The sequence below is a fragment of the Nibrella viscosa genome (assembly GCF_039541875.1).
Lineage (GTDB): Bacteria > Bacteroidota > Bacteroidia > Cytophagales > Spirosomataceae > Nibrella > Nibrella viscosa.
The window spans coordinates 336,616-353,962 of sequence record NZ_BAABHB010000006.1 but is presented as its reverse complement, the minus strand read 5'-3'; the positions used below and the strand labels follow the sequence as shown (position 1 = coordinate 353,962).

At 56.0% G+C, this 17,347-nt stretch carries 14 protein-coding genes; 6 read left to right on the top strand and 8 right to left on the bottom strand.

What is annotated here, in order from left to right; genetic code table 11:
• Positions 1-518: 518 nt before the first annotated feature.
• On the top strand, positions 519-2,186 hold the full coding sequence (locus tag ABD931_RS17245) for a GH35 family beta-galactosidase (protein ID WP_345269078.1): 1,668 nt from the start codon (positions 519-521) through the stop codon (positions 2,184-2,186).
• Between the two features lie 53 nt (positions 2,187-2,239).
• On the opposite strand, the gene ABD931_RS17240 is transcribed toward ABD931_RS17245, so the two are convergent.
• Complete coding sequence (locus ABD931_RS17240) at positions 2,240-3,199, bottom strand: L-threonylcarbamoyladenylate synthase (protein ID WP_345269077.1); 960 nt, start codon at positions 3,197-3,199, stop codon at positions 2,240-2,242.
• A gap of 90 nt (positions 3,200-3,289) precedes the next feature.
• Positions 3,290-4,924 (bottom strand): flavin monoamine oxidase family protein, encoded by a 1,635-nt coding sequence (locus ABD931_RS17235; protein WP_345269076.1) that lies wholly within the window; start codon positions 4,922-4,924, stop codon positions 3,290-3,292.
• A 214-nt stretch (positions 4,925-5,138) separates the two neighbouring features.
• Between ABD931_RS17235 and ABD931_RS17230 the strand changes: the two genes are divergently transcribed.
• The 4 genes from ABD931_RS17230 (at position 5,139) to ABD931_RS17215 (ending at position 9,010) form a co-directional block, all read left to right on the top strand.
• Positions 5,139-6,884, top strand: a complete 1,746-nt coding sequence (locus ABD931_RS17230) for a GMC family oxidoreductase (protein WP_345269075.1) — start codon at positions 5,139-5,141, stop codon at positions 6,882-6,884.
• A 13-nt stretch (positions 6,885-6,897) separates the two neighbouring features.
• Positions 6,898-7,359 carry a four helix bundle protein gene (locus ABD931_RS17225; protein ID WP_345269074.1) on the top strand — a complete coding sequence of 154 codons (462 nt, stop codon included), beginning with the start codon at positions 6,898-6,900 and terminating at the stop codon, positions 7,357-7,359.
• A 7-nt stretch (positions 7,360-7,366) separates the two neighbouring features.
• Entirely contained in the window at positions 7,367-8,005 is a 639-nt protein-coding gene (locus ABD931_RS17220) for a gluconate 2-dehydrogenase subunit 3 family protein (protein ID WP_345269073.1), read from the top strand.
• A gap of 147 nt (positions 8,006-8,152) precedes the next feature.
• Positions 8,153-9,010, top strand: a complete 858-nt coding sequence (locus ABD931_RS17215; protein ID WP_345269072.1) for a DUF4394 domain-containing protein — start codon at positions 8,153-8,155, stop codon at positions 9,008-9,010.
• Here the strand turns inward: ABD931_RS17215 and ABD931_RS17210 are convergent.
• From ABD931_RS17210 to xylA, 5 genes are all read right to left on the bottom strand, one after another.
• The gene (locus ABD931_RS17210; RefSeq protein ID WP_345269071.1) at positions 9,007-10,281 is read right to left on the bottom strand and encodes an aminotransferase class V-fold PLP-dependent enzyme; all 1,275 of its coding nucleotides are present in this window, start codon (positions 10,279-10,281) and stop codon (positions 9,007-9,009) included. The genes ABD931_RS17215 and ABD931_RS17210 overlap by 4 nt on opposite strands.
• A 58-nt stretch (positions 10,282-10,339) precedes the next feature.
• Positions 10,340-11,425, bottom strand: a complete 1,086-nt coding sequence (locus ABD931_RS17205; protein ID WP_345269070.1) for an endo-1,4-beta-xylanase — start codon at positions 11,423-11,425, stop codon at positions 10,340-10,342.
• A 38-nt stretch (positions 11,426-11,463) separates the two neighbouring features.
• Complete coding sequence (locus tag ABD931_RS17200) at positions 11,464-13,413, bottom strand: sialate O-acetylesterase (protein ID WP_345269069.1); 1,950 nt, start codon at positions 13,411-13,413, stop codon at positions 11,464-11,466.
• A gap of 67 nt (positions 13,414-13,480) precedes the next feature.
• A complete protein-coding gene (fsa, locus tag ABD931_RS17195; protein ID WP_345269068.1) occupies positions 13,481-14,143 on the bottom strand; it encodes a fructose-6-phosphate aldolase in 663 nt (220 codons plus the stop codon).
• A gap of 10 nt (positions 14,144-14,153) precedes the next feature.
• Positions 14,154-15,503, bottom strand: a complete 1,350-nt coding sequence (xylA, locus tag ABD931_RS17190; protein WP_345269067.1) for a xylose isomerase — start codon at positions 15,501-15,503, stop codon at positions 14,154-14,156.
• Positions 15,504-15,723: 220 nt separating this feature from the next.
• On the opposite strand from xylA, the gene ABD931_RS17185 reads away from it, so the two are divergent.
• Entirely contained in the window at positions 15,724-16,410 is a 687-nt protein-coding gene (locus ABD931_RS17185; protein ID WP_345269066.1) for an NUDIX hydrolase, read from the top strand.
• A 28-nt stretch (positions 16,411-16,438) separates the two neighbouring features.
• Here the strand turns inward: ABD931_RS17185 and ABD931_RS17180 are convergent, their stop codons facing one another.
• Entirely contained in the window at positions 16,439-17,344 is a 906-nt protein-coding gene (locus ABD931_RS17180; RefSeq protein WP_345269065.1) for a sugar phosphate isomerase/epimerase family protein, read from the bottom strand.
• Positions 17,345-17,347: the final 3 nt, after the last annotated feature.

Here is a 17,347-nt window from a genome sequence, read left to right as displayed (position 1 = left end):
ATGGAGAAGTGGCAAAAGCCCTTAGCGAACTGGTCGTTGACGGTGCAGCAACTGGTCATTTTATTTGGAGACCGTGTGAAGCCTTACATGAAAATTTAAACCATGACACACTTCATTGAACATATCCCCGCCTTGAGTAGAGTTAAAGAAGTTAGCTTTTCCGCCTAGCTATTTAGTTATAATTTATAAGTGACTATTTTTCATTATTTTAGCCTTAACAAATGTTAAAGGTTCGTTCTTAGTTCGTTCCTACTCCGCCTTGCTTCGTCCGGTTACTCGCGTCAGGCAAATGCTCATGTAACCTAATTGTGTATTATTTAGCCTTAACAAATCTTAAAGGCACGTTCAAAATTTGTTAAAATTTGCAAAAACTAATACGCTATAAGCTCTTTATCAGGTAAGCAGTAGGCTAGTTTGCTCAAATGTAGTAAGTGTAAGTACTGTCTCGTCCGTTACTCTTTACACAAGTAGACCGCAGGCGTTACCTGACTTTTTGGCGTATACTTTCTGCAGAATCAATGCGCAAAATTGCCTCTACGTTATTTCTCTTCGCGCTCCTAGGAATCTGTCACGTTGATGTGTTGGCCCAGAGCCGTCCCCGACAGGAGCGTACCCAGACCCTCCGCCAGGCTCCGCCCATTCCCCGGCTGGTCAGCGAAAATGGTAAACATACCCTGCTGGTAGACGGTCAGCCTTTTCTCATTCTGGGGGCTCAGCTGTGGAATTCGAGCGGCTGGCCGGGTATTCTGGATAAAACATGGCCCCAGCTTCGGGAACTGAATTGCAACACGCTGGAGGTACCGATCTACTGGGAGCAGATCGAACCCCAGCCGGGCCAGTACGACTTCAGCATCCTGGACAAGCTGATTCTGGATGCGCGCCGGGAAAACCTTCGGCTGGTGCTGCTGTGGTTTGCTTCGTTCAAAAACGGGCAGTCGCAGTATGTGCCGGCCTGGGTGAAAGAAAACACGCAGGAGTATCCCCGCATGCTGGACGGCACCGGCCGGCCAATCCAGGTCCTGTCGACCCTCTCAGAGAAAAACCGCAACGCCGACGCCCGCGCGTTTGCCGCCGTGATGGCGCACATCCGTCAGATGGACGAGACCCACCGAACGGTCATCATGATGCAGCCGGAAAACGAACCCGGCTCGCTGGGCACCGACCGCGATTACTCGCCGGCCGCCACCAAGCTATTCAACTATCAGGTGCCGGCTAAACTGGTGTCGGCGCTGAAAAAGCAGCCGGGCACGTGGGCGCAGGTATTCGGCCCGGAAGCTGCCGAAGCGTTCTCGGCCTACCACATGGCGTCGTACATCAACTACATCGCCGAAGCCGGTAAGAAAGAGTACCCGCTGCCGATGTACGTAAATGCCTGGATTCGCGAAAACCGCTTTGGCCGGGCGGGCGAGCACCCCAGCGGTGGCCCTACATCGAATATGCTGGATATATACAAGGTAGCGGGTCCGAGCATCGATTTGCTGGCGGTCGATATCTATCACCGCAATTACATGCAGTTCCGGGATCTGTGCGAGAAGTATGGCCGGCCGGATAACGCGCTGTTTATCCCCGAAACCGGAAGAGGCATTTCGTTTGCCCGTTTTCATTTCTACGCCATCGGCGATTACAACGCCATCGGGGTAGCGCCCTACGGCATCGATCCCTTTCATGCCGATCCGCACGACAAGCGGGACAAAGAGAAACTCGACAACAAGTTTGCCGGTATTGCCGCCAACTATCGGCTGTTGCGGCCAGCCATTCCTTTAATCACCCGGCTACAGAAGGAGGGGAAGCTGAAGGCTGCTGCGGAGGAAGATGGCTTAGGCGACGAGCTTATGCACTTCGGCAAATACGACCTGCTGCTTACGTATGGCTTTCCCTCATACCGGGAGGGGAAAGAAATGACAGGCCGGGTACTGGTAGGGGAGACCGGGCCGGATGAGTTTATCCTGATCGGTTTTGATACCAAGTTCCAGTTTCGCCCTAAGCTGGGTTCCGGCTTTTCGTCGGCCGAGTTTATCTCCGTTGAGGAAGGTACGTTCGAGAACGGTACCTGGAAGAAAATCCGCAACTGGAACGGCGACGAAGTCTACCATTCCACGCTCACGCCCGAGGGGGTGATCCTGAAGGTAAAGCTCCGGGGCCTCCAGTCCGATAAGCTGGATACGAAACCGAATTTTGAGCGGTAATGAGCGTCAGTGGCTTTTGTCTTCTTACCCGGATAAACGGTGAGTCTGCCTGCTCACCGCACGGCAGCCCGGCGTAGTCGGTCGTTGATGGCGCGGCCGAGGCCTTCGTCGGGGAGTTTTTCGGCGTAGATGATGTCAATATCGAGCTGGTCCAGCTGGCGGAGGTAGGCAAAGAGGTTTTTGGCGGCTTCGGTCAGGTCGCCGGCGGGGGAGAGGATCAATTGCCGATCCGGGGGAATGTTTTCGATAGGACGCTGGAAAGCCAGGGCACCAACTTCGCTCATTTCGGGGTCAACGGCGGCATAGTGGCTGGGCATCAGCACCAGCGGTTTGCGGGGGGCATAATGGCTGCTGAGCATGCCGGGCGCTTTTGGGTTCGATGTCGAGTGGCTGCGCACCGTCAGCGGTCCCACAACGGCTTCAATGCTCTCCAGCGCCATGCCGCCCAGCCGGTACACGATTGGGTCATGATCTTCATCAAACCCAATAATGGTGGATTCGAGGCCGATCTGACAGGCCCCGCCGTCCAGCACATATGGGATCTGGTCGCCCAACTGATCGGCAACGTGCTGAGCCGTGGTAGGACTGATGTACCCGAACGGGTTAGCGCTCGGCGCGGCCAGCGGAAAGTCCAGCGACCGGAGCAGGTCGAGCGTGAGCGGGTGGTTGGGGATACGCACCGCCACCGTATCCAGCCCAGAGGTAACCAGATCCGGGATGATAGCCTGCTTTGGCAGCAGCAACGTCAGCGGACCCGGCCAGAACGTCTCCGCCAGCTTCTTTGCCGGCGCAGGTATCGCTTCCACAAACTGACTCACTTTCGCCAGCGAATCGGTATGCACAATCAGTGGATCGAATGCCGGGCGATTTTTTACCTTAAATATCCGGAGTACAGCGTCGGGATTGAGGGCATTACCCGCCAGGCCGTAAACTGTTTCGGTGGGAATACCAACGACTTCGCCCTGTTCTAATAAGTTTTTTGCCGCCTGGAGATCAGTGCCTGATTGAATCATGCAGCAAAGATACATCTCAATTCATCGTCAACCATTGGCAACGTTGAGCCGGACTCAAAATGGTTTTCTCCGCCCGCTCATTACAGGGTATCAGACCGGCCGGGCCGAGGTTGCCGCCACATAGCGAAGCATCTCGCGGGCGGCCCGCCGGCCGGTTTCGGCTCCGCCGTTCATGTAGCCCTGGAACGCAAAGCTGCAATGCTCACCGGCAAAGAACAGCCGCCCGGCCTGTTCCATTTCGGCTCCGGCTATGCTGGTCCATTGCCCTAGGGTGTAGCAGGCATAACTGGCCTTGGCAAACGGATGGGTTGGCCAGTGAAAACGTTGCACATGGCCGTTGTACAGTGCCTGTGAACCGGGGAAAATCTGATTCAGCAGGGGCAGGTACAGGTCTTTCTGGTTGTCAGGTGTCCCTGTGCCAACATCCAGGCCCCGCTGCCCGCCCAGGTAGACCGTGTAGCCGCCGGCACCGGGAATGCCCTGCATCTGGCTATTGTCCCAGCCGGTCTGTAGGCCGTTATCTGAGAATACATAACCCGAATAGTTCAGATTCCGCCAGGGATGGCCGCTGAAGCCCATCATCAGCTTGGCGTTGGTGCCGTAGCCTAGCTCCTGAATGGCTTTTTTCTTCACCGGATCCAGGGATACATTGATGCTTACTTCCCGAAGCATGGTGAACGGTAGCGTAATGAGGGCGTAATCGGCCTGCACAACGGAGCCATCAGCAAACGTCAGGGCTAGCTTAGATCCGGCAGCATGGATCGCCGTCAGCTTTTTATCCGGTTCAATATGGCTCTGGTACAAGACCGTCAGCTTATCGGTAATCTGCTGGTTGCCGCCGGCAATTTTATACCGCTCATCGCTGATACCAAACACATCAAATAGACCCTTTTGGGTATCGGCCGAGATCAGGTACAGCAGATTGATGGCCGACTGCACCTGGCACGACAAGCCGAATTCAGTTTCGTAGGCTACCTCCAGCAAATCCTTTAGCCACCCACTGGCGCCGATGCTCGTCAGGTAGGCCGAGATCGACAAGTGATCAAGAGTCCGGGCAATACCTCTGGTACGGTAGTCGACCACGGGTGGCAGGCTTTTAATGTCTTTGTCCAGACGGGGCGCAATCTGCCGGAAGGCGGCTACCACCTCGCTGAGCGCGTAATGCCGGCCACCAAAATAGTACGCATCTTTCGTCAGCGCCAGTTCCGACGGGGCTTGGGTGTCGAGCAGCGACAGGCCAAACTCACTGGCCAGTTGGAGCATATCGCGGTGGCCGCTGTCGATGAATTCACCGCCTAATTCGGTGGTGAGTCCCGGTGCCATGATGTTTTTGGTAGTGTACATCCGGCCCCCCGTCCGCGACGAACCTTCGTAGATGGTGAAGTTGTCGAAATTATTTTTGCGGAACGTATGCGCAGCATTCAGTCCGGCAATACCGGCTCCGATGATTGCCACCAAGGGTTGATCGTTTCGCCGGGCCGCCCGGTCGCGGGTCAGCGGCTGCGCTGGGTCCAGTATATCCGGACGGCAGGCTTCCAGCGTACCGAGACCTCCCGCCAGCAGGGTAAGCTGGCCGGCCGAGCGCAGAAAGTGGCGACGCGAGTGGTGTTCACGCCATTGATCGATCAGTTCGTCGGCGGGTGGGTTCTGAGGCTGGTTTGCTGCTACGGCCAGTCTGTAGGCCTGTCTGAGGAGGTTTAAGAGCGGAGTCCTGGACGATTTCACGGGATTGGTGGTTTTGCCTGCCTAATATTACACATGAAACCGGCAGATGCCCAAAACTGAGTTTGTGAACGGTCAGGATACGTGACGCGCACACCCGTGAACATCGATTTATCACCTGGTCAGGTAAAAGTGCAGGTGGTATAGTATAAATAGCGATTTCCGGTCTTTTTAGAAATATCTTTATGGCTGCATATTTTTCTCTAACCCAAATTACATGGATCTATTTCAGATAAAAAAGGCTCCCCAGGTGTACGATGTCTGCATCGTAGGCTCCGGGGCCGGTGGGGGTATGGCGGCTTATCAGTTGTCGAAGGCTGGTGCCAAAGTCGTTCTGCTGGAAGCCGGTGGCTACTACGACCCTGCCGACCCGAAGTACATCACCCAGTTGAAATGGCCCTATGAGTCGCCCCGGCGCGGGGCCGGCACCACCCGGGCTTTCGGTGATTTCGATGCCGCCTGGGGTGGCTGGCAGATCGAGGGGGAACCCTACACGGCCGCTCAGGGCACGGAGTTCCACTGGTTCCGGTCGCGGATGCTGGGCGGACGTACCAACCACTGGGGCCGCATTTCGCTGCGCTTCGGCCCCGATGATTTCAAACGCCGGTCCATGACCGGTATCGGTGAGGACTGGCCAATCGGCTACGACGATGTGTCGCCGTACTACGATAAGGTAGACCGGCTCATCGGCGTCTTTGGCTCCAAAGAAGGTCTGCGCAACGAGCCGGACGGCGTTTTCCTGCCCGCCCCCAAGCCGCGTCTGCACGAGCTGATGATCCGGAAAGCAGGCAGGGGTATCGGTATTCCGGTCATTCCGTCGCGCCTGTCTATCCTGACCAAACCCATCAACAAAGACCGGGGGCAATGCTTCTATTGCAGTCAGTGCGGTCGCGGTTGTTCGGCCTATGCCGACTTCTCGTCGTCGTCGGTCCTGGTCAAACCCGCGCTGCAAAGTGGCAACGTGACGCTGATTACCAACGCGATGGCCCGCGAGGTGCTGACCGACGCCAATACCGGCCTGACCACCGGCGTGTCGTACGTCGACACGGAATCGCTGCAGGAAAAAACGGTGCAGGCCAAAGTAGTGGTGCTGGCCGCCAGTACCTGCGAAACGGCCCGGCTGCTGCTCAACTCCAAATCGTCGCGCTTCCCCAACGGACTGGCTAACTCCAGCGGGGTGATCGGTAAATACCTTAACGACTCGACGGGGGCTTCGCGGTCGGCCTTTATCCCGACGCTGATGGACCGTAAGCGGTACAACGAAGACGGCGTGGGCGGGATGCACGTCTTTACGCCCTGGTGGCTCGACAATAAGAAACTCGACTTCCCCCGTGGCTACCACATCGAGTACTCCGGCGGTATGGGGATGCCGGGCTACGGCTTTATGGGTGGTGTCGCCGGTCTGAACGGCATGATTCCTGGCCGCGATGGCAAGAAGCGCCCGGCCGGTGGCTACGGTGCTGCCATGAAAGATGACATCCGCCGTTATTACGGGGCTTTTATCGGTATGGCCGGCCGGGGTGAGCCGGTGCCTCTGGAAAGCAACTACTGCGAAATCGACCCGAACAACGTGGATAAGTACGGTATTCCCACCTTGCGCTTCAACTACAAATGGTCGGAGGCCGAGGTGAAACAAGCCAAGCACATGCAGGATACGTTTGAGGAGATCATCCACGCCATGGGCGGCATCGCGCTTGGTAACAAGCCCGGACCGGAAAACAACTACGGCCTGGAAGCGCCCGGCCGGATCATTCACGAGGTAGGTACTGCCCGCATGGGGTCCAATCCGAAGAACTCCGCTCTGAACTCGTTTCAGCAGGCCCACGATGTGAAGAACCTGTTCGTGGTGGATGCCGCGGCCTTCCCGTCGCAGGGCGACAAAAACGTCACCTGGACCATCCTGGCCTGTTCCATGCGCACCTCCGATTACCTCATTGATCAAGTAAAGCAGAAGAATATTTAAGTAAGTTTGAGGTTTGAAGTTTGTAGTTATGGCGACGCTGCAACGATTTGAAGAATTAAAGGCTTGGCAGAAGGCAAGAGAACTTGCACAAGATGTCTATAGAATCACTTCAGTTGGTGCATTTGTCAAAGACTACGATCTTCGCAGCCAATTCCGGCGATCAAGTGGTTCGGTGATGGATAACATTGCTGAAGGATTCGAACGAGGAGGCAGAGGAGAGTTTATTCAATTCCTTGGAATAGCCAAAGGGTCAGCCGGTGAGGTTAGATCTCAGTTGTACCGGGCGTTCGACCAGAAATACATCACAGAGGATGAGTTTCACCAGCAATATCAGACTGCCGAACAAATTAGCAGGATGATTACCAGCCTGATTACTTACTTGAACCGCACTGAATACAAAGGCAATAAATACAACGTCTCAGAAGAACAGGCCGACTATAACTTCAAACTACAAACCTCAAACTTCAAACCCTGAAAAAAAGATGAAACGCAGAGACACCCTTAAAGCTATTTCGTTGAGTTCGCTGGGGCTGGCGGTTATGCCGGTCGAAGCAGCCGTGCCTGCACCACCCGAAACCCCCATAAAAGTACCGGGTGGGCGGCAGAAGTTCGAGGCTATCCGCGATGCGGAGCTGATGAAGCAGAAGTTCTTCACCCCGCAGGAACTACAGACCATTACGGTGCTGTCGGATATTATTATTCCGGCTGACTCAAAATCGGGCAGTGCGTCGCAGGCTGGGGTGCCTGCTTTTATCGAGTTTATGATGAAAGACGTACCCGCCAACCAGACGCCGATGCGTGGGGGATTGCGCTGGCTGGACAACTATTGCACCAAGCAGTATGGCAAGCCGTTTGCGCAGATCACCAAAGCGCAGCAGATCGAGGTGGTGGATGCCATTGCGTACCCCGAACTGGCTAAACCCGAGATGAGTCAGGGCGTAGCTTTCTTCAACCGCCTGCGCGGTTTTGTGCTCACCGGCTTTTACACCAGCCCGATGGGTATCAAAGACATCGGCTACGTAGGCAACACCCCCAACCAGTGGGATGGCGTACCCGCCGATGTGCTGAAGCAGTACGGTCTGAGCTATGACGAAAAAGAACTGACGCAGGAAAAGCGCTAGTAATCAGGTTATTTGGGGCAAGAGGCTGACATATCCTTATGTCAGCCTCTTGCTATTTAGGCCACACGCTAAGTTGTGACAATCCGGATGCGGTGGTATTGCGTAGGTAAGGGCGTAACAACAGTTTTCATCTCAACAATTGTGAACATGAAAGGTATCTTTAGCCCCATGAAGGCCATCGCCTTCGTCCTCCTGCTTACCACTCTGGCTGCCTGCCGGAACGATGCACTCGTGCCCAGTGAACCTCAAAGACCGTCGGAGGTAAACGCAAAGAAAGGTTTTGGTGACATTATCTTCTACGCCCTGGCCGGGGGTATCCAGCTCGACAAGTACTCGACCAAAAATCCGGAAATGCTGCTACAGTCGGTGACGATTACCGGCCTGCAAACCGGCGAGCAAATTAAAGGTATCGATTTTCGGCCGAGAAACGGGAAATTGTACGGACTGGGGAGCACCAGCCGGATTTACGTGATCAATCCCGAAACCGGTGTGGCTACTATGGCGGGTACAGGACCGTTTACGCCTATGCTGACCGGCAATGTGGCCGGCTTTGACTTTAACCCGACCGTAGACCGCATCCGGATCGTCACGGATCAGGGGCAGAACCTGCGGGTAAATCCGGACAATGGTATGGTGGTGATGAACGGGGTAGACGGCATGATTAACGGCCAGGCCGGTGCCCGGATCTCGGCGGTGGCCTATACCAACAACATGGACGGGGCAATGACCACGACGCTGTACGATATTGATATCAGCAGCCAGAAGCTCTTTAAGCAGATGCCGCCCAACAACGGTACCCTGGTGGAAGTCGGTTCGCTGGGATTAAAGGTAGTCGGTGAGGGTGGTTTTGATATTTCACCCAGCGGAGTGCCCCTGGCGCTATTTGAAGTAAATAAAAAAGCCACGCTGTTCACCATCGATCTGGAGACGGGCCGGGCCACCACCATCGCCAAGTACGACAAAGACCTGATGTATACCGGCATTGCTATTCCGACCATGCCTTAGCCGGCAATTTCCCGTAGTGCTTTTACAAAGGCATCCAGTTCCGGCGTGGTGGTAAACAGGTGGGGCGTAACCCGCACACCCTGCACGTTGGCGGAATCGATGGCTACCGTAAAGATCGTGTACCGGTCGAACAGGCGTTTCGCCAGTTCGACCGGTTTTATGGTTTTAACGCCCACATTGGCAATGGCGCAGGTCCGGAAAGGGTCGGCGGGGGTGTTCAGGATAATGTTGGGGTGGTTCCGAACCTGATCGGTCCAGTAGCGCTGCAGATAGCGCAGCCGGGCCTCCTTGCGGGCAATGCCGATCTGCTGGTGAAAGCGGATGGCGTCCTGAATCGCCAGATCGGTTGCTACCGGATGGGTGCCGGTATGGTTCAGCTTCCGGATATCATCGTCGGCAAAGCCCGATTCGCCAAACATCGGCCAGAGTGGCTGAATTTTGTCTTTCCGTACATACAGCAGGCCCGCGCCCAGCGGGGTTCCCAGCCATTTGTGCAGGCTGCTGCCGTAGTAGTCGCAGCCGCCCAGATCGGCCATGCGGAAGTCCAGATGCCCAAAAGCGTGGGCACCATCCACCAGGACCTCCACATTGCGCCGGTGAGCCATCTCCACAATTTTCCGGACCGGCAGGATCTGCCCCGTAATATTCACCATATGGCAAACCATCAGCAGCCGGGTCTTGGGCGTAATGGCTTTTTCGTACAGGCTGACAATGGCTTCGTCCGATTCCGGATGATTGGGAATAGAAATCAGCCGGTTGACCATGCCGTACCGACGGGCCTGGAGCCTGAACATATCGAGCATGGCCCCGTAGTCCTGCTCGGCCATCACAGCTTCGTCGCCCGGCTTCCAGTTGATGCCCGCAATAACCGTATCCAGCGATTCGGTGGTGTTGCGGGTGATAATTACCTCCTCGGTTGAGCAGCCCAGCAGCCCGGCCAACTGCCTGCGGGATTCCAGTTTATCGTCGAACTGCCGGGTGCGCATGTAGTACGACGATACGGCGTTTATCCGGCGGATATGCTGCTGGTAGTTGTCGAGTACGTCCTGCGCGGCCAGGGAGTAGTAGCCATTTTCGAGGTGAATAAAATCGCTGGTGACGGTATAGGCCGACCGGATTTGCTGCCAGAAGGGTTCGTCCCGCGCCAGTTCGGTGGGCGTTAAGGCCGCTACCCGGTCAAACGCTTCGGCCGGGTTAAAGCCGGACAACATCGTCAGACCGGTGGTGCCGGCGATGGTTTTCAGAAAGTCACGTTTTGTCAACGGGGGCATAGCGGCAAGGACGTTTTGGCTGTTTTTCTCGGCCTAATGTACGCAATCTTACGGGCCGTCAAAACTTCACCACACCCCAGAAGGCTTCTTTCGGCTGGTAATTCTGGTCGAATAACAGCGGGTAATCTTTCCGGCCGGGAACGGGGAAGTTATCCAGCCAGGTCGTTTTGTCGGATACATTCCAGAACGTAACGCCGGTCAGGGTCCGTTTGTGTTTCCGGAAGGTGTCAAACAGCATTTTATACTGAGCGGTCTGCTGTTTTACCATCTCGGGCGTCAACTGACTGGTATCGGTGGGCTTTTTCGCCCGGCGTTCGTGCTCTTTGGGGTAAACCGACACATCTAATTCTGTGATCTGAACCTGAAGGCCCAGGCCGGCAAACTGCCGGATGGATGTTTCCAGTTCCTGCCGGGTCGGCTCGTAGATGGACCAGTGCCCCTGAAGGCCCACGCCGTGGACCGGCACTTTCTTGGCGGTCAGCTTCTTCAGCAGCCGGTAGATTTTTTCCCGCTTGGCGCTGTTTTCGGTATTGTAGTCGTTGTAGAACAGTTTGGCATCCGGGTCGGCTGCGTGGGCGTATTCAAACGCTTTTTCGATATAGTCTTCCCCGATGATTTCGTAGAACTTCGACTGCCGGTAAACAGCCTCGCTGGTATCGGGAACGGCTTCGTTCACAACATCCCAGGCGTATATCCGACCTTTGTACCGGCCAACCACCGCGTCGATGTGTTGTTTCAACCGCCCCAGCAGCACGTCCCGGCTCACCTGTTTGCCGGTAGAGTCGGTAAAGAACCAGCGTGGCGTCTGGTTATGCCAGCACAGGGTATGGCCCCTGACCTTCAGCCCATTCTTTTGGGCAAAATCCACAATTGCGTCGGCATCGCGCCAGAGATACCGGTTTTCTTCCGGATGAATAGGCCCCATCTTCATCGCATTCTCCGGTGTTACGCTGCTAAACTGCTGTACGATCAGATCCGCTTCGGGACCCGTCAGGTTCCGGGGGCCAACAGCCACGCCAACGGGAAAATAGTTTTTATAGGCTTCCTTTAAAGAAGGGGTGGCCGGCGGTTGTACCGGCTTCAGGGTAGCCGCCGAAAGCAGCAGGCCACCGGCAAAAAGGGCTAATCCAATAGTTTTTTTCATGGGTAAGCAGGTCGTGTTGTTTAGGAATAACAGTCTGGTTACGGCGTATCGGTCCGGAACGGCGAAGCCGGTAAACCTTCTTTGTTGTACAGATTCGGGTTGACGGGGTTGTCGGCCCAGGCATAGCGCACATATCGGGGCGAAGGCACCTCATCGCTCCACACCACTACAGTACCACCGTCGATGCGGGCTTTTGCCCAGACGAATTTTTTGTCGCTGCCGGCAATGGCAAACTCACCAGGGGCTTCGCCATCGCTGGTAACCAGCCCGCTGCCCACGTGGTCGAAGCTGATGATGATCCGGTTGCCGTCGATCGTCGCCGATTGGTACAGCGGGCCGGAATAAACCACATTTTCGTGGTAAGCCAGTTTCAACGCGGCCAGTGCCAGCCGTTCCCCCACATCTTTTTTGTTATCGGGGTGAATATCGTTCCACTCGCCCAGGTCGATGGCTACCACCATAGCTGTGTTGGGTACCGACAACGCATTGCGCTGGGCCTCCCGCAGCACGGCCCAACTGCTTTCGGACGGCAGGTAGTTGTAATCCATAAAGCCCGGAAGCTGAACGTACAGAAACGGCAGATCTCCCTGCTTCCACTGACGTCGCCAGTCACGAATCAACGCCCGTTGCAGGGGTTCGTATTCCTGGGGCCGACCGGCATTGCTTTCGCCCTGATACCAGCAAAAGCCCTTGATGGCATAGTCGATGGCCGGAGCCACCATGGCATTGTACAGCGCCGTGGGCTGATTCTGCGCACTGATGCCAACGGCTGGACTGCCCCCGTCTGGATTGGCCCTCGATACAGGCCGGAAGGCGGTGCCTACTTTATACTGCCAGGTTCCTTTCAGGTCAACGGTGTCGGCTCCCGCAAAAATACAGTAGGGCTTATCGGGCACAAAGCCACCTTTGCCGGCGGTGTTGGTCACCCGCACCACAAACACGTTGCGGCCGGGCTTCAGCACATCGGCCGGCACTTTATACCGGCGCTGCGGGTACTGGTAGGTGGTGCGACCCACCGGTTTGCCGTTGATGTAAAGCTCATCGGCGTCGACAATCCGGCCCAGAAACACGCCGGCCGCCCGGCCCGCCATCGAGGCTGGTAGCTGAACCTCCCGGCGGTACCAGACCACGCCGTTCAGGTCTTTAACACCCTGATCTTCCCAATAACCCGGAACGTTGATGTTGCGCCAGCCTTTGGGCGTGTAGGCCGGGGCATACCAGTTAACCGCACCTGCCAGGCCCAGATCGGCCGGGGGCGCGGGGCGGGGGGCGGCAGCGGCCCGGCGACTGAGGCTATTGACGTACGCCGTGTCTTTGTTTTTATCGATGAGCGTTTGCTGCACCGGCATCCCGGTAAAGCCCTCCTCGCTCATCCAGGCTTCAATGGGCGTACCCCCCACGCTGGCATTTATAATGCCAATGGGCACTTTGTACCGCTGATACAGCTTTTTGGCGAAAAAATAAGCCACCGCCGAGAACGGCCGGACGTTTTCGCCGACCGCAGCTTTCCATTCGCCCTGCGGAAAATCGGTTACGGGGCCTTGCAGATTGGTCAGCGTCGGTACCCAAAACTGGCGAATCTGCGGATAGTTGGCCTCCGCAATGTCCCCGGCATAGGTTACGTCGTGGATATTCATCTGGTGAACCATGTTGCTCTGCCCGCTGCAAAACCAGACATCGCCCAGCAGAATATAGGTTAGGGTCAGCCGGGACGCACCGCCGGTAATGGCCATAGAAAACGGCCCGCCCGCCGGCATAGGCGGCAGGGTAAGCCGCCATATGCCCGCGTTATCCGTTGTGGCCTTGTAGGTTTTGCCGGTAAACCGGACGGTTATTTTCTCCCCGGCCTGAGCCCAGCCCCAGATGGTCAGGGGGGTGTTTCGTTGCAGCACCATCCCATTGCTGATTAACCTGGGCAGGCGAAGCTGGGCCTGCGCGGTCAGGCTCGTCATGAGCAGCAACCAGCAGAGAGCAAAACGGTTTATCATGGTAGGGTCAGGAATAGCCAGGTTCTGGTGGCTGGCGGCTCATATCCGGCTCCGGGCCGGTCGGTAATCAGGCAACCAGGGCCGCTTTCTTGTGATCCGCCAGGAATTTAGCCAGGCCGAGATCCGTCAGCGGATGGTTCAGCAGGGCCGTAATGGCGCTCAGCGGTCCGGTCATCACATCGGCCCCAAACTCGGCACATTTGATAATGTGCATGGGGTGCCGCACCGAAGCCGCCAGAATGTTGGTTTCAAAACCGAAGTTATCATAAATCAGCCGGATCTGTGCAATAAGCTCCAGACCGTCCGTTGAAATATCGTCCAGCCGGCCCACGAACGGCGATACATAGGTGGCCCCGGCCTTGGCCGCCAGCAGCGCCTGTCCCGCCGAGAAAATCAGCGTACAGTTGGTCCGGATACCTTTTTGGGCAAAGTATTTAATGGCCTTGATGCCGTCTTTGATCATCGGCACCTTCACCACAATGTTAGGGTGCAGAGCCGCCAGGGCTTCGCCCTCCTCAATGATGCCGGGCAGATCGGTGGCAATTACTTCGGCGGAGATGGGGCCGTCGACCAGTTCGCAGATGGCTTTATAGTGGTTAATTACGTTCTCCTGACCAGAAATACCTTCCTTCGCCATGAGCGATGGGTTGGTGGTAACGCCGTCGAGGACGCCCAGGTCACTGGCTTCTTTGATGTCGGCGAGATTGGCCGTGTCGATAAAAAATTTCATGGTATTTGGGTCAGATATATTGGTTGATCAGACTTTCCAGCCACTCCTGCTTGCCGCTGCGCAGTGGGGGTTCGCCGTTTTCCAGCGTGTAGGCCCGCAGATCGTCCAGCGACAGGGTACCTTCTTCAAAGGCTTTGCCTGGCCCGCCATCGAACGAAGCATACCGCCCGGTCCGGAACGTCAGGTAATCCGACTCCCGCAGAATCCGGTCGGCCACGATAAACGCCCGGGCAAATGCATCCATACCGCTGATGTGGGCCACAAACAGGTCTTCCGGATCGGTCGAGTTCCGGCGTACTTTGGCGTCAAAATTTATGCCGCCCGGTTTGATGCCTCCTGCCTGATGAATCACCAGAGCGGCTTCGATCAGTTCGTAGAGGTTGATGGGAAACTGATCGGTATCCCAGCCGTTCTGGTAATCGCCCCGGTTGGCGTCGATGCTGCCCAGCATGCCGGCATCGGCCGCTACCTGTAGTTCATGGTCGAAGGTGTGACCGGCCAGGGTGGCGTGGTTCACCTCAATGTTCAGTTGAAAATCCTTGTCCAGGCCGTATTGGCGCAGGAACCCGATCACCGTGGCGGCATCGTAGTCGTACTGGTGTTTGGTGGGTTCCATGGGCTTGGGCTCGATAAAAAACGTGCCGGTAAAGCCCTGCTTCCGGGCATAGTCGCGGGCCATGGTCAGGAACCGGGCCAGGTGTTCCACCTCGCGCTTCATATTGGTGTTCAGCAGCGACATATAGCCTTCCCGGCCACCCCAGAACACGTAGTTTTCGCCGTTCAGGGCGATGGTGGCATCAATGGCGTTTTTCACCTGGGTGCCCGCGTAGGCTACCACGGCAAAATCCGGGTTGGTGGAGGCCCCGTTCATGTACCGGGGATTAGAAAAAACGTTGGCCGTGCCCCATAACAGTTTCACGCCACTTGCCTGCTGCTTCTGGCGGGCGTATTCCACAATGGCCTGCAGCCGCTGCTCGTACTCACGGGCCGATGATCCTTCGTCGACCAGGTCGATGTCGTGGAAGCAGTAGTACGGCGCACCGATTTTGGTAAAGAACTCAAAGGCGGCATCCATCTTATGCCGTGCCCGGGTCAGCGCATCCGACGCCTGATCCCAGGGGAAGATACGCGTGCCGGGACCAAATGGATCTCCGCCGGTGCCGCAGAAGGTGTGCCAGTAGCTGATGGCGAAGCGCAACTGCTCGCGCAGGGTCCTGCCGCCTACTATCAGGTCGGGATTATACCATTTAAAAGCCAGCGGATTTCGGGAAGCAGGGCCTTCGTAGCCGATAGCGTTGACTCCCTTGAAGTATTCCGTGTCGCCCAGGGTAATCGGTGAAACGGGTGAAAGCGTTGACATGCGTCTGAACGGGTTTATGAGTGATTGACTGCCTGACCGATGCGGAATCTACCAGTATCGGATATTAGGTGTAAAGTTGACACATAAATTTTAAATGTCAAGCAGACACGTAAACTTTTTTTTACAGAAGCGCCGAATAGCTTATTTTGCACCAGCACGTTTACCTTAGCAACAGCGCGTAGCGCAAGTCAGCTTGATTATGACCGGTACCCAGCATTTCATGTTAGATCAGTATAAACAGCAGCATCCGTATCTGGTAGCTTTAGATTCCATCATTCTGGGTTTCGACGGTGACAATCTTAAGGTCTTGCTGGTGAAACGGGGGGTGAATGAAGAAACCTGGTCGCTGATGGGGGGCTGGCTGCAACCCGATGAAACGCTGGACCGGGCGGCAAACCGAATTCTGTTTGAGTTAACCGGATTAAACGATGTGTATCTGGAGCAGCTTCATGCCTTTGGTGATCCGCACCGGGACCCCATCACCCGTACCGTGTCGGTGGCGTATTTTGCATTAATTAAGGTGGGAACCGACGAATCCGGTCTTTCCGATGCCTACCAGGCACAGTGGTTCTCGGTCTACGAGCTACCCCACCTGCTTTTCGACCACGCCCAGATGATCGAGCTGGCCCTAAAGCGGCTCCGGTACAAAGCCGCCCATCAGCCCATCGGCTTTGAGCTGATGCCCGAAAAATTTACGATTCCTCAGCTCAAAAAGCTGTTCGACGCCATTTATAACACGGACTTCGACCGGCGAAATTTTAGCCGGAAGATCTTATCGACGGGCCTGCTGATTAAACTGGACGAAAAACAAAAGGGGTTTTCCAAGAAGGGAGCGTATTATTACCAAGTTGATAAGGAAAAGTACCAACAGGCCAGCGAGTCGTTGCTGAGTTTTATTGCCAATTAAGGAATCCGTTACCAGATAGCCCGACGAATTACCCCGCCACTGCCAGCGCCTTCCGGACCTTGTCCAGAAATACCGGCACCTTCACGCGGGGATCGCCTTTGCCCAGCGTCTCAATGGGCAGATAGCCCCGGTAGCCGGACTCGCGCACAATGCGGACAATTTTATTCAGATCAGTTTCAACCTCTTTACCGTCGACGTACAGATTTTCCTTGATTTGCCAGGTAGCGGCATGCGGGGCCAGCCGGGCAATCTGTGCGTAGGGATCGCCGATCCGGAAACTGCCAATATCCAGGTTCACCGTCAGCCATTCTGAACCGACCATCGTAAGGAGTTGTAGCACGTGATCGGCCGTTTCGATAAAGTCGGCGTGGTTTTGCAGGGCAATCATCACCCCGTGCCGGGCACCGTAGTCGGTACATTCGCGGAGGGCGTCGGCTACGCGGTTGGTTACTGCGTCGCGGTTCTGGCCGGCCGTTAGCGTTTTGCCGGAGAAAACCCGCAGGTTGGGCGCCCCAAAACGAGCAGCAAAGCCAATCCAGTTTTTCACCAGGTCAATTTGTGCCTTGCGCTGGGCCGGGTCGGGGAGGGTAAAGTCGTTGCGCACACCGGTGCCGCTGATGTCGAGCCCTAGCCGGAAGGCCATCCGCTTGATGTCGTACACATAGTTATCGGCGGGTAGGGTGGGGTAGTTAGGAAAATAGTACGCCGTTGGATCGACGGCGTCGAAACCCAGGTCGGCGCAGAATGCCAGCACCTGTTCGAGCGTCATCTGGCCGGTGGTGAGGGGTTCATTGAATGAGTACAGGTTACAGCTTAGCTTGATATGGCCCGGCTTCGTCTCGTTGGCAATGGGGAGAGTGGTCGACGCCAGGGGCGTAGTGATGAGCGGCAGGCCGGCTGCGGCTGTTTTCAGAAAAGTTCGTCGGGTCGTCATGGG

What these genes read in the sequence shown, in the direction of transcription:
- ABD931_RS17210 (WP_345269071.1), bottom strand. Translation starts at nt 10,281, where the DNA reads ATGCCCCCGTTGACAAAACGTGACTTTCTGAAAACCATCGCCGGCACC.
- ABD931_RS17230 (WP_345269075.1), top strand. Translation starts at nt 5,139, where the DNA reads ATGGATCTATTTCAGATAAAAAAGGCTCCCCAGGTGTACGATGTCTGC.
- ABD931_RS17245 (WP_345269078.1), top strand. Translation starts at nt 519, where the DNA reads ATGCGCAAAATTGCCTCTACGTTATTTCTCTTCGCGCTCCTAGGAATC.
- ABD931_RS17205 (WP_345269070.1), bottom strand. Translation starts at nt 11,425, where the DNA reads ATGAAAAAAACTATTGGATTAGCCCTTTTTGCCGGTGGCCTGCTGCTT.
- xylA (WP_345269067.1), bottom strand. Translation starts at nt 15,503, where the DNA reads ATGTCAACGCTTTCACCCGTTTCACCGATTACCCTGGGCGACACGGAA.
- ABD931_RS17220 (WP_345269073.1), top strand. Translation starts at nt 7,367, where the DNA reads ATGAAACGCAGAGACACCCTTAAAGCTATTTCGTTGAGTTCGCTGGGG.
- ABD931_RS17200 (WP_345269069.1), bottom strand. Translation starts at nt 13,413, where the DNA reads ATGATAAACCGTTTTGCTCTCTGCTGGTTGCTGCTCATGACGAGCCTG.
- ABD931_RS17215 (WP_345269072.1), top strand. Translation starts at nt 8,153, where the DNA reads ATGAAAGGTATCTTTAGCCCCATGAAGGCCATCGCCTTCGTCCTCCTG.
- ABD931_RS17240 (WP_345269077.1), bottom strand. Translation starts at nt 3,199, where the DNA reads ATGATTCAATCAGGCACTGATCTCCAGGCGGCAAAAAACTTATTAGAA.
- fsa (WP_345269068.1), bottom strand. Translation starts at nt 14,143, where the DNA reads ATGAAATTTTTTATCGACACGGCCAATCTCGCCGACATCAAAGAAGCC.
- ABD931_RS17185 (WP_345269066.1), top strand. Translation starts at nt 15,724, where the DNA reads ATGTTAGATCAGTATAAACAGCAGCATCCGTATCTGGTAGCTTTAGAT.
- ABD931_RS17180 (WP_345269065.1), bottom strand. Translation starts at nt 17,344, where the DNA reads ATGACGACCCGACGAACTTTTCTGAAAACAGCCGCAGCCGGCCTGCCG.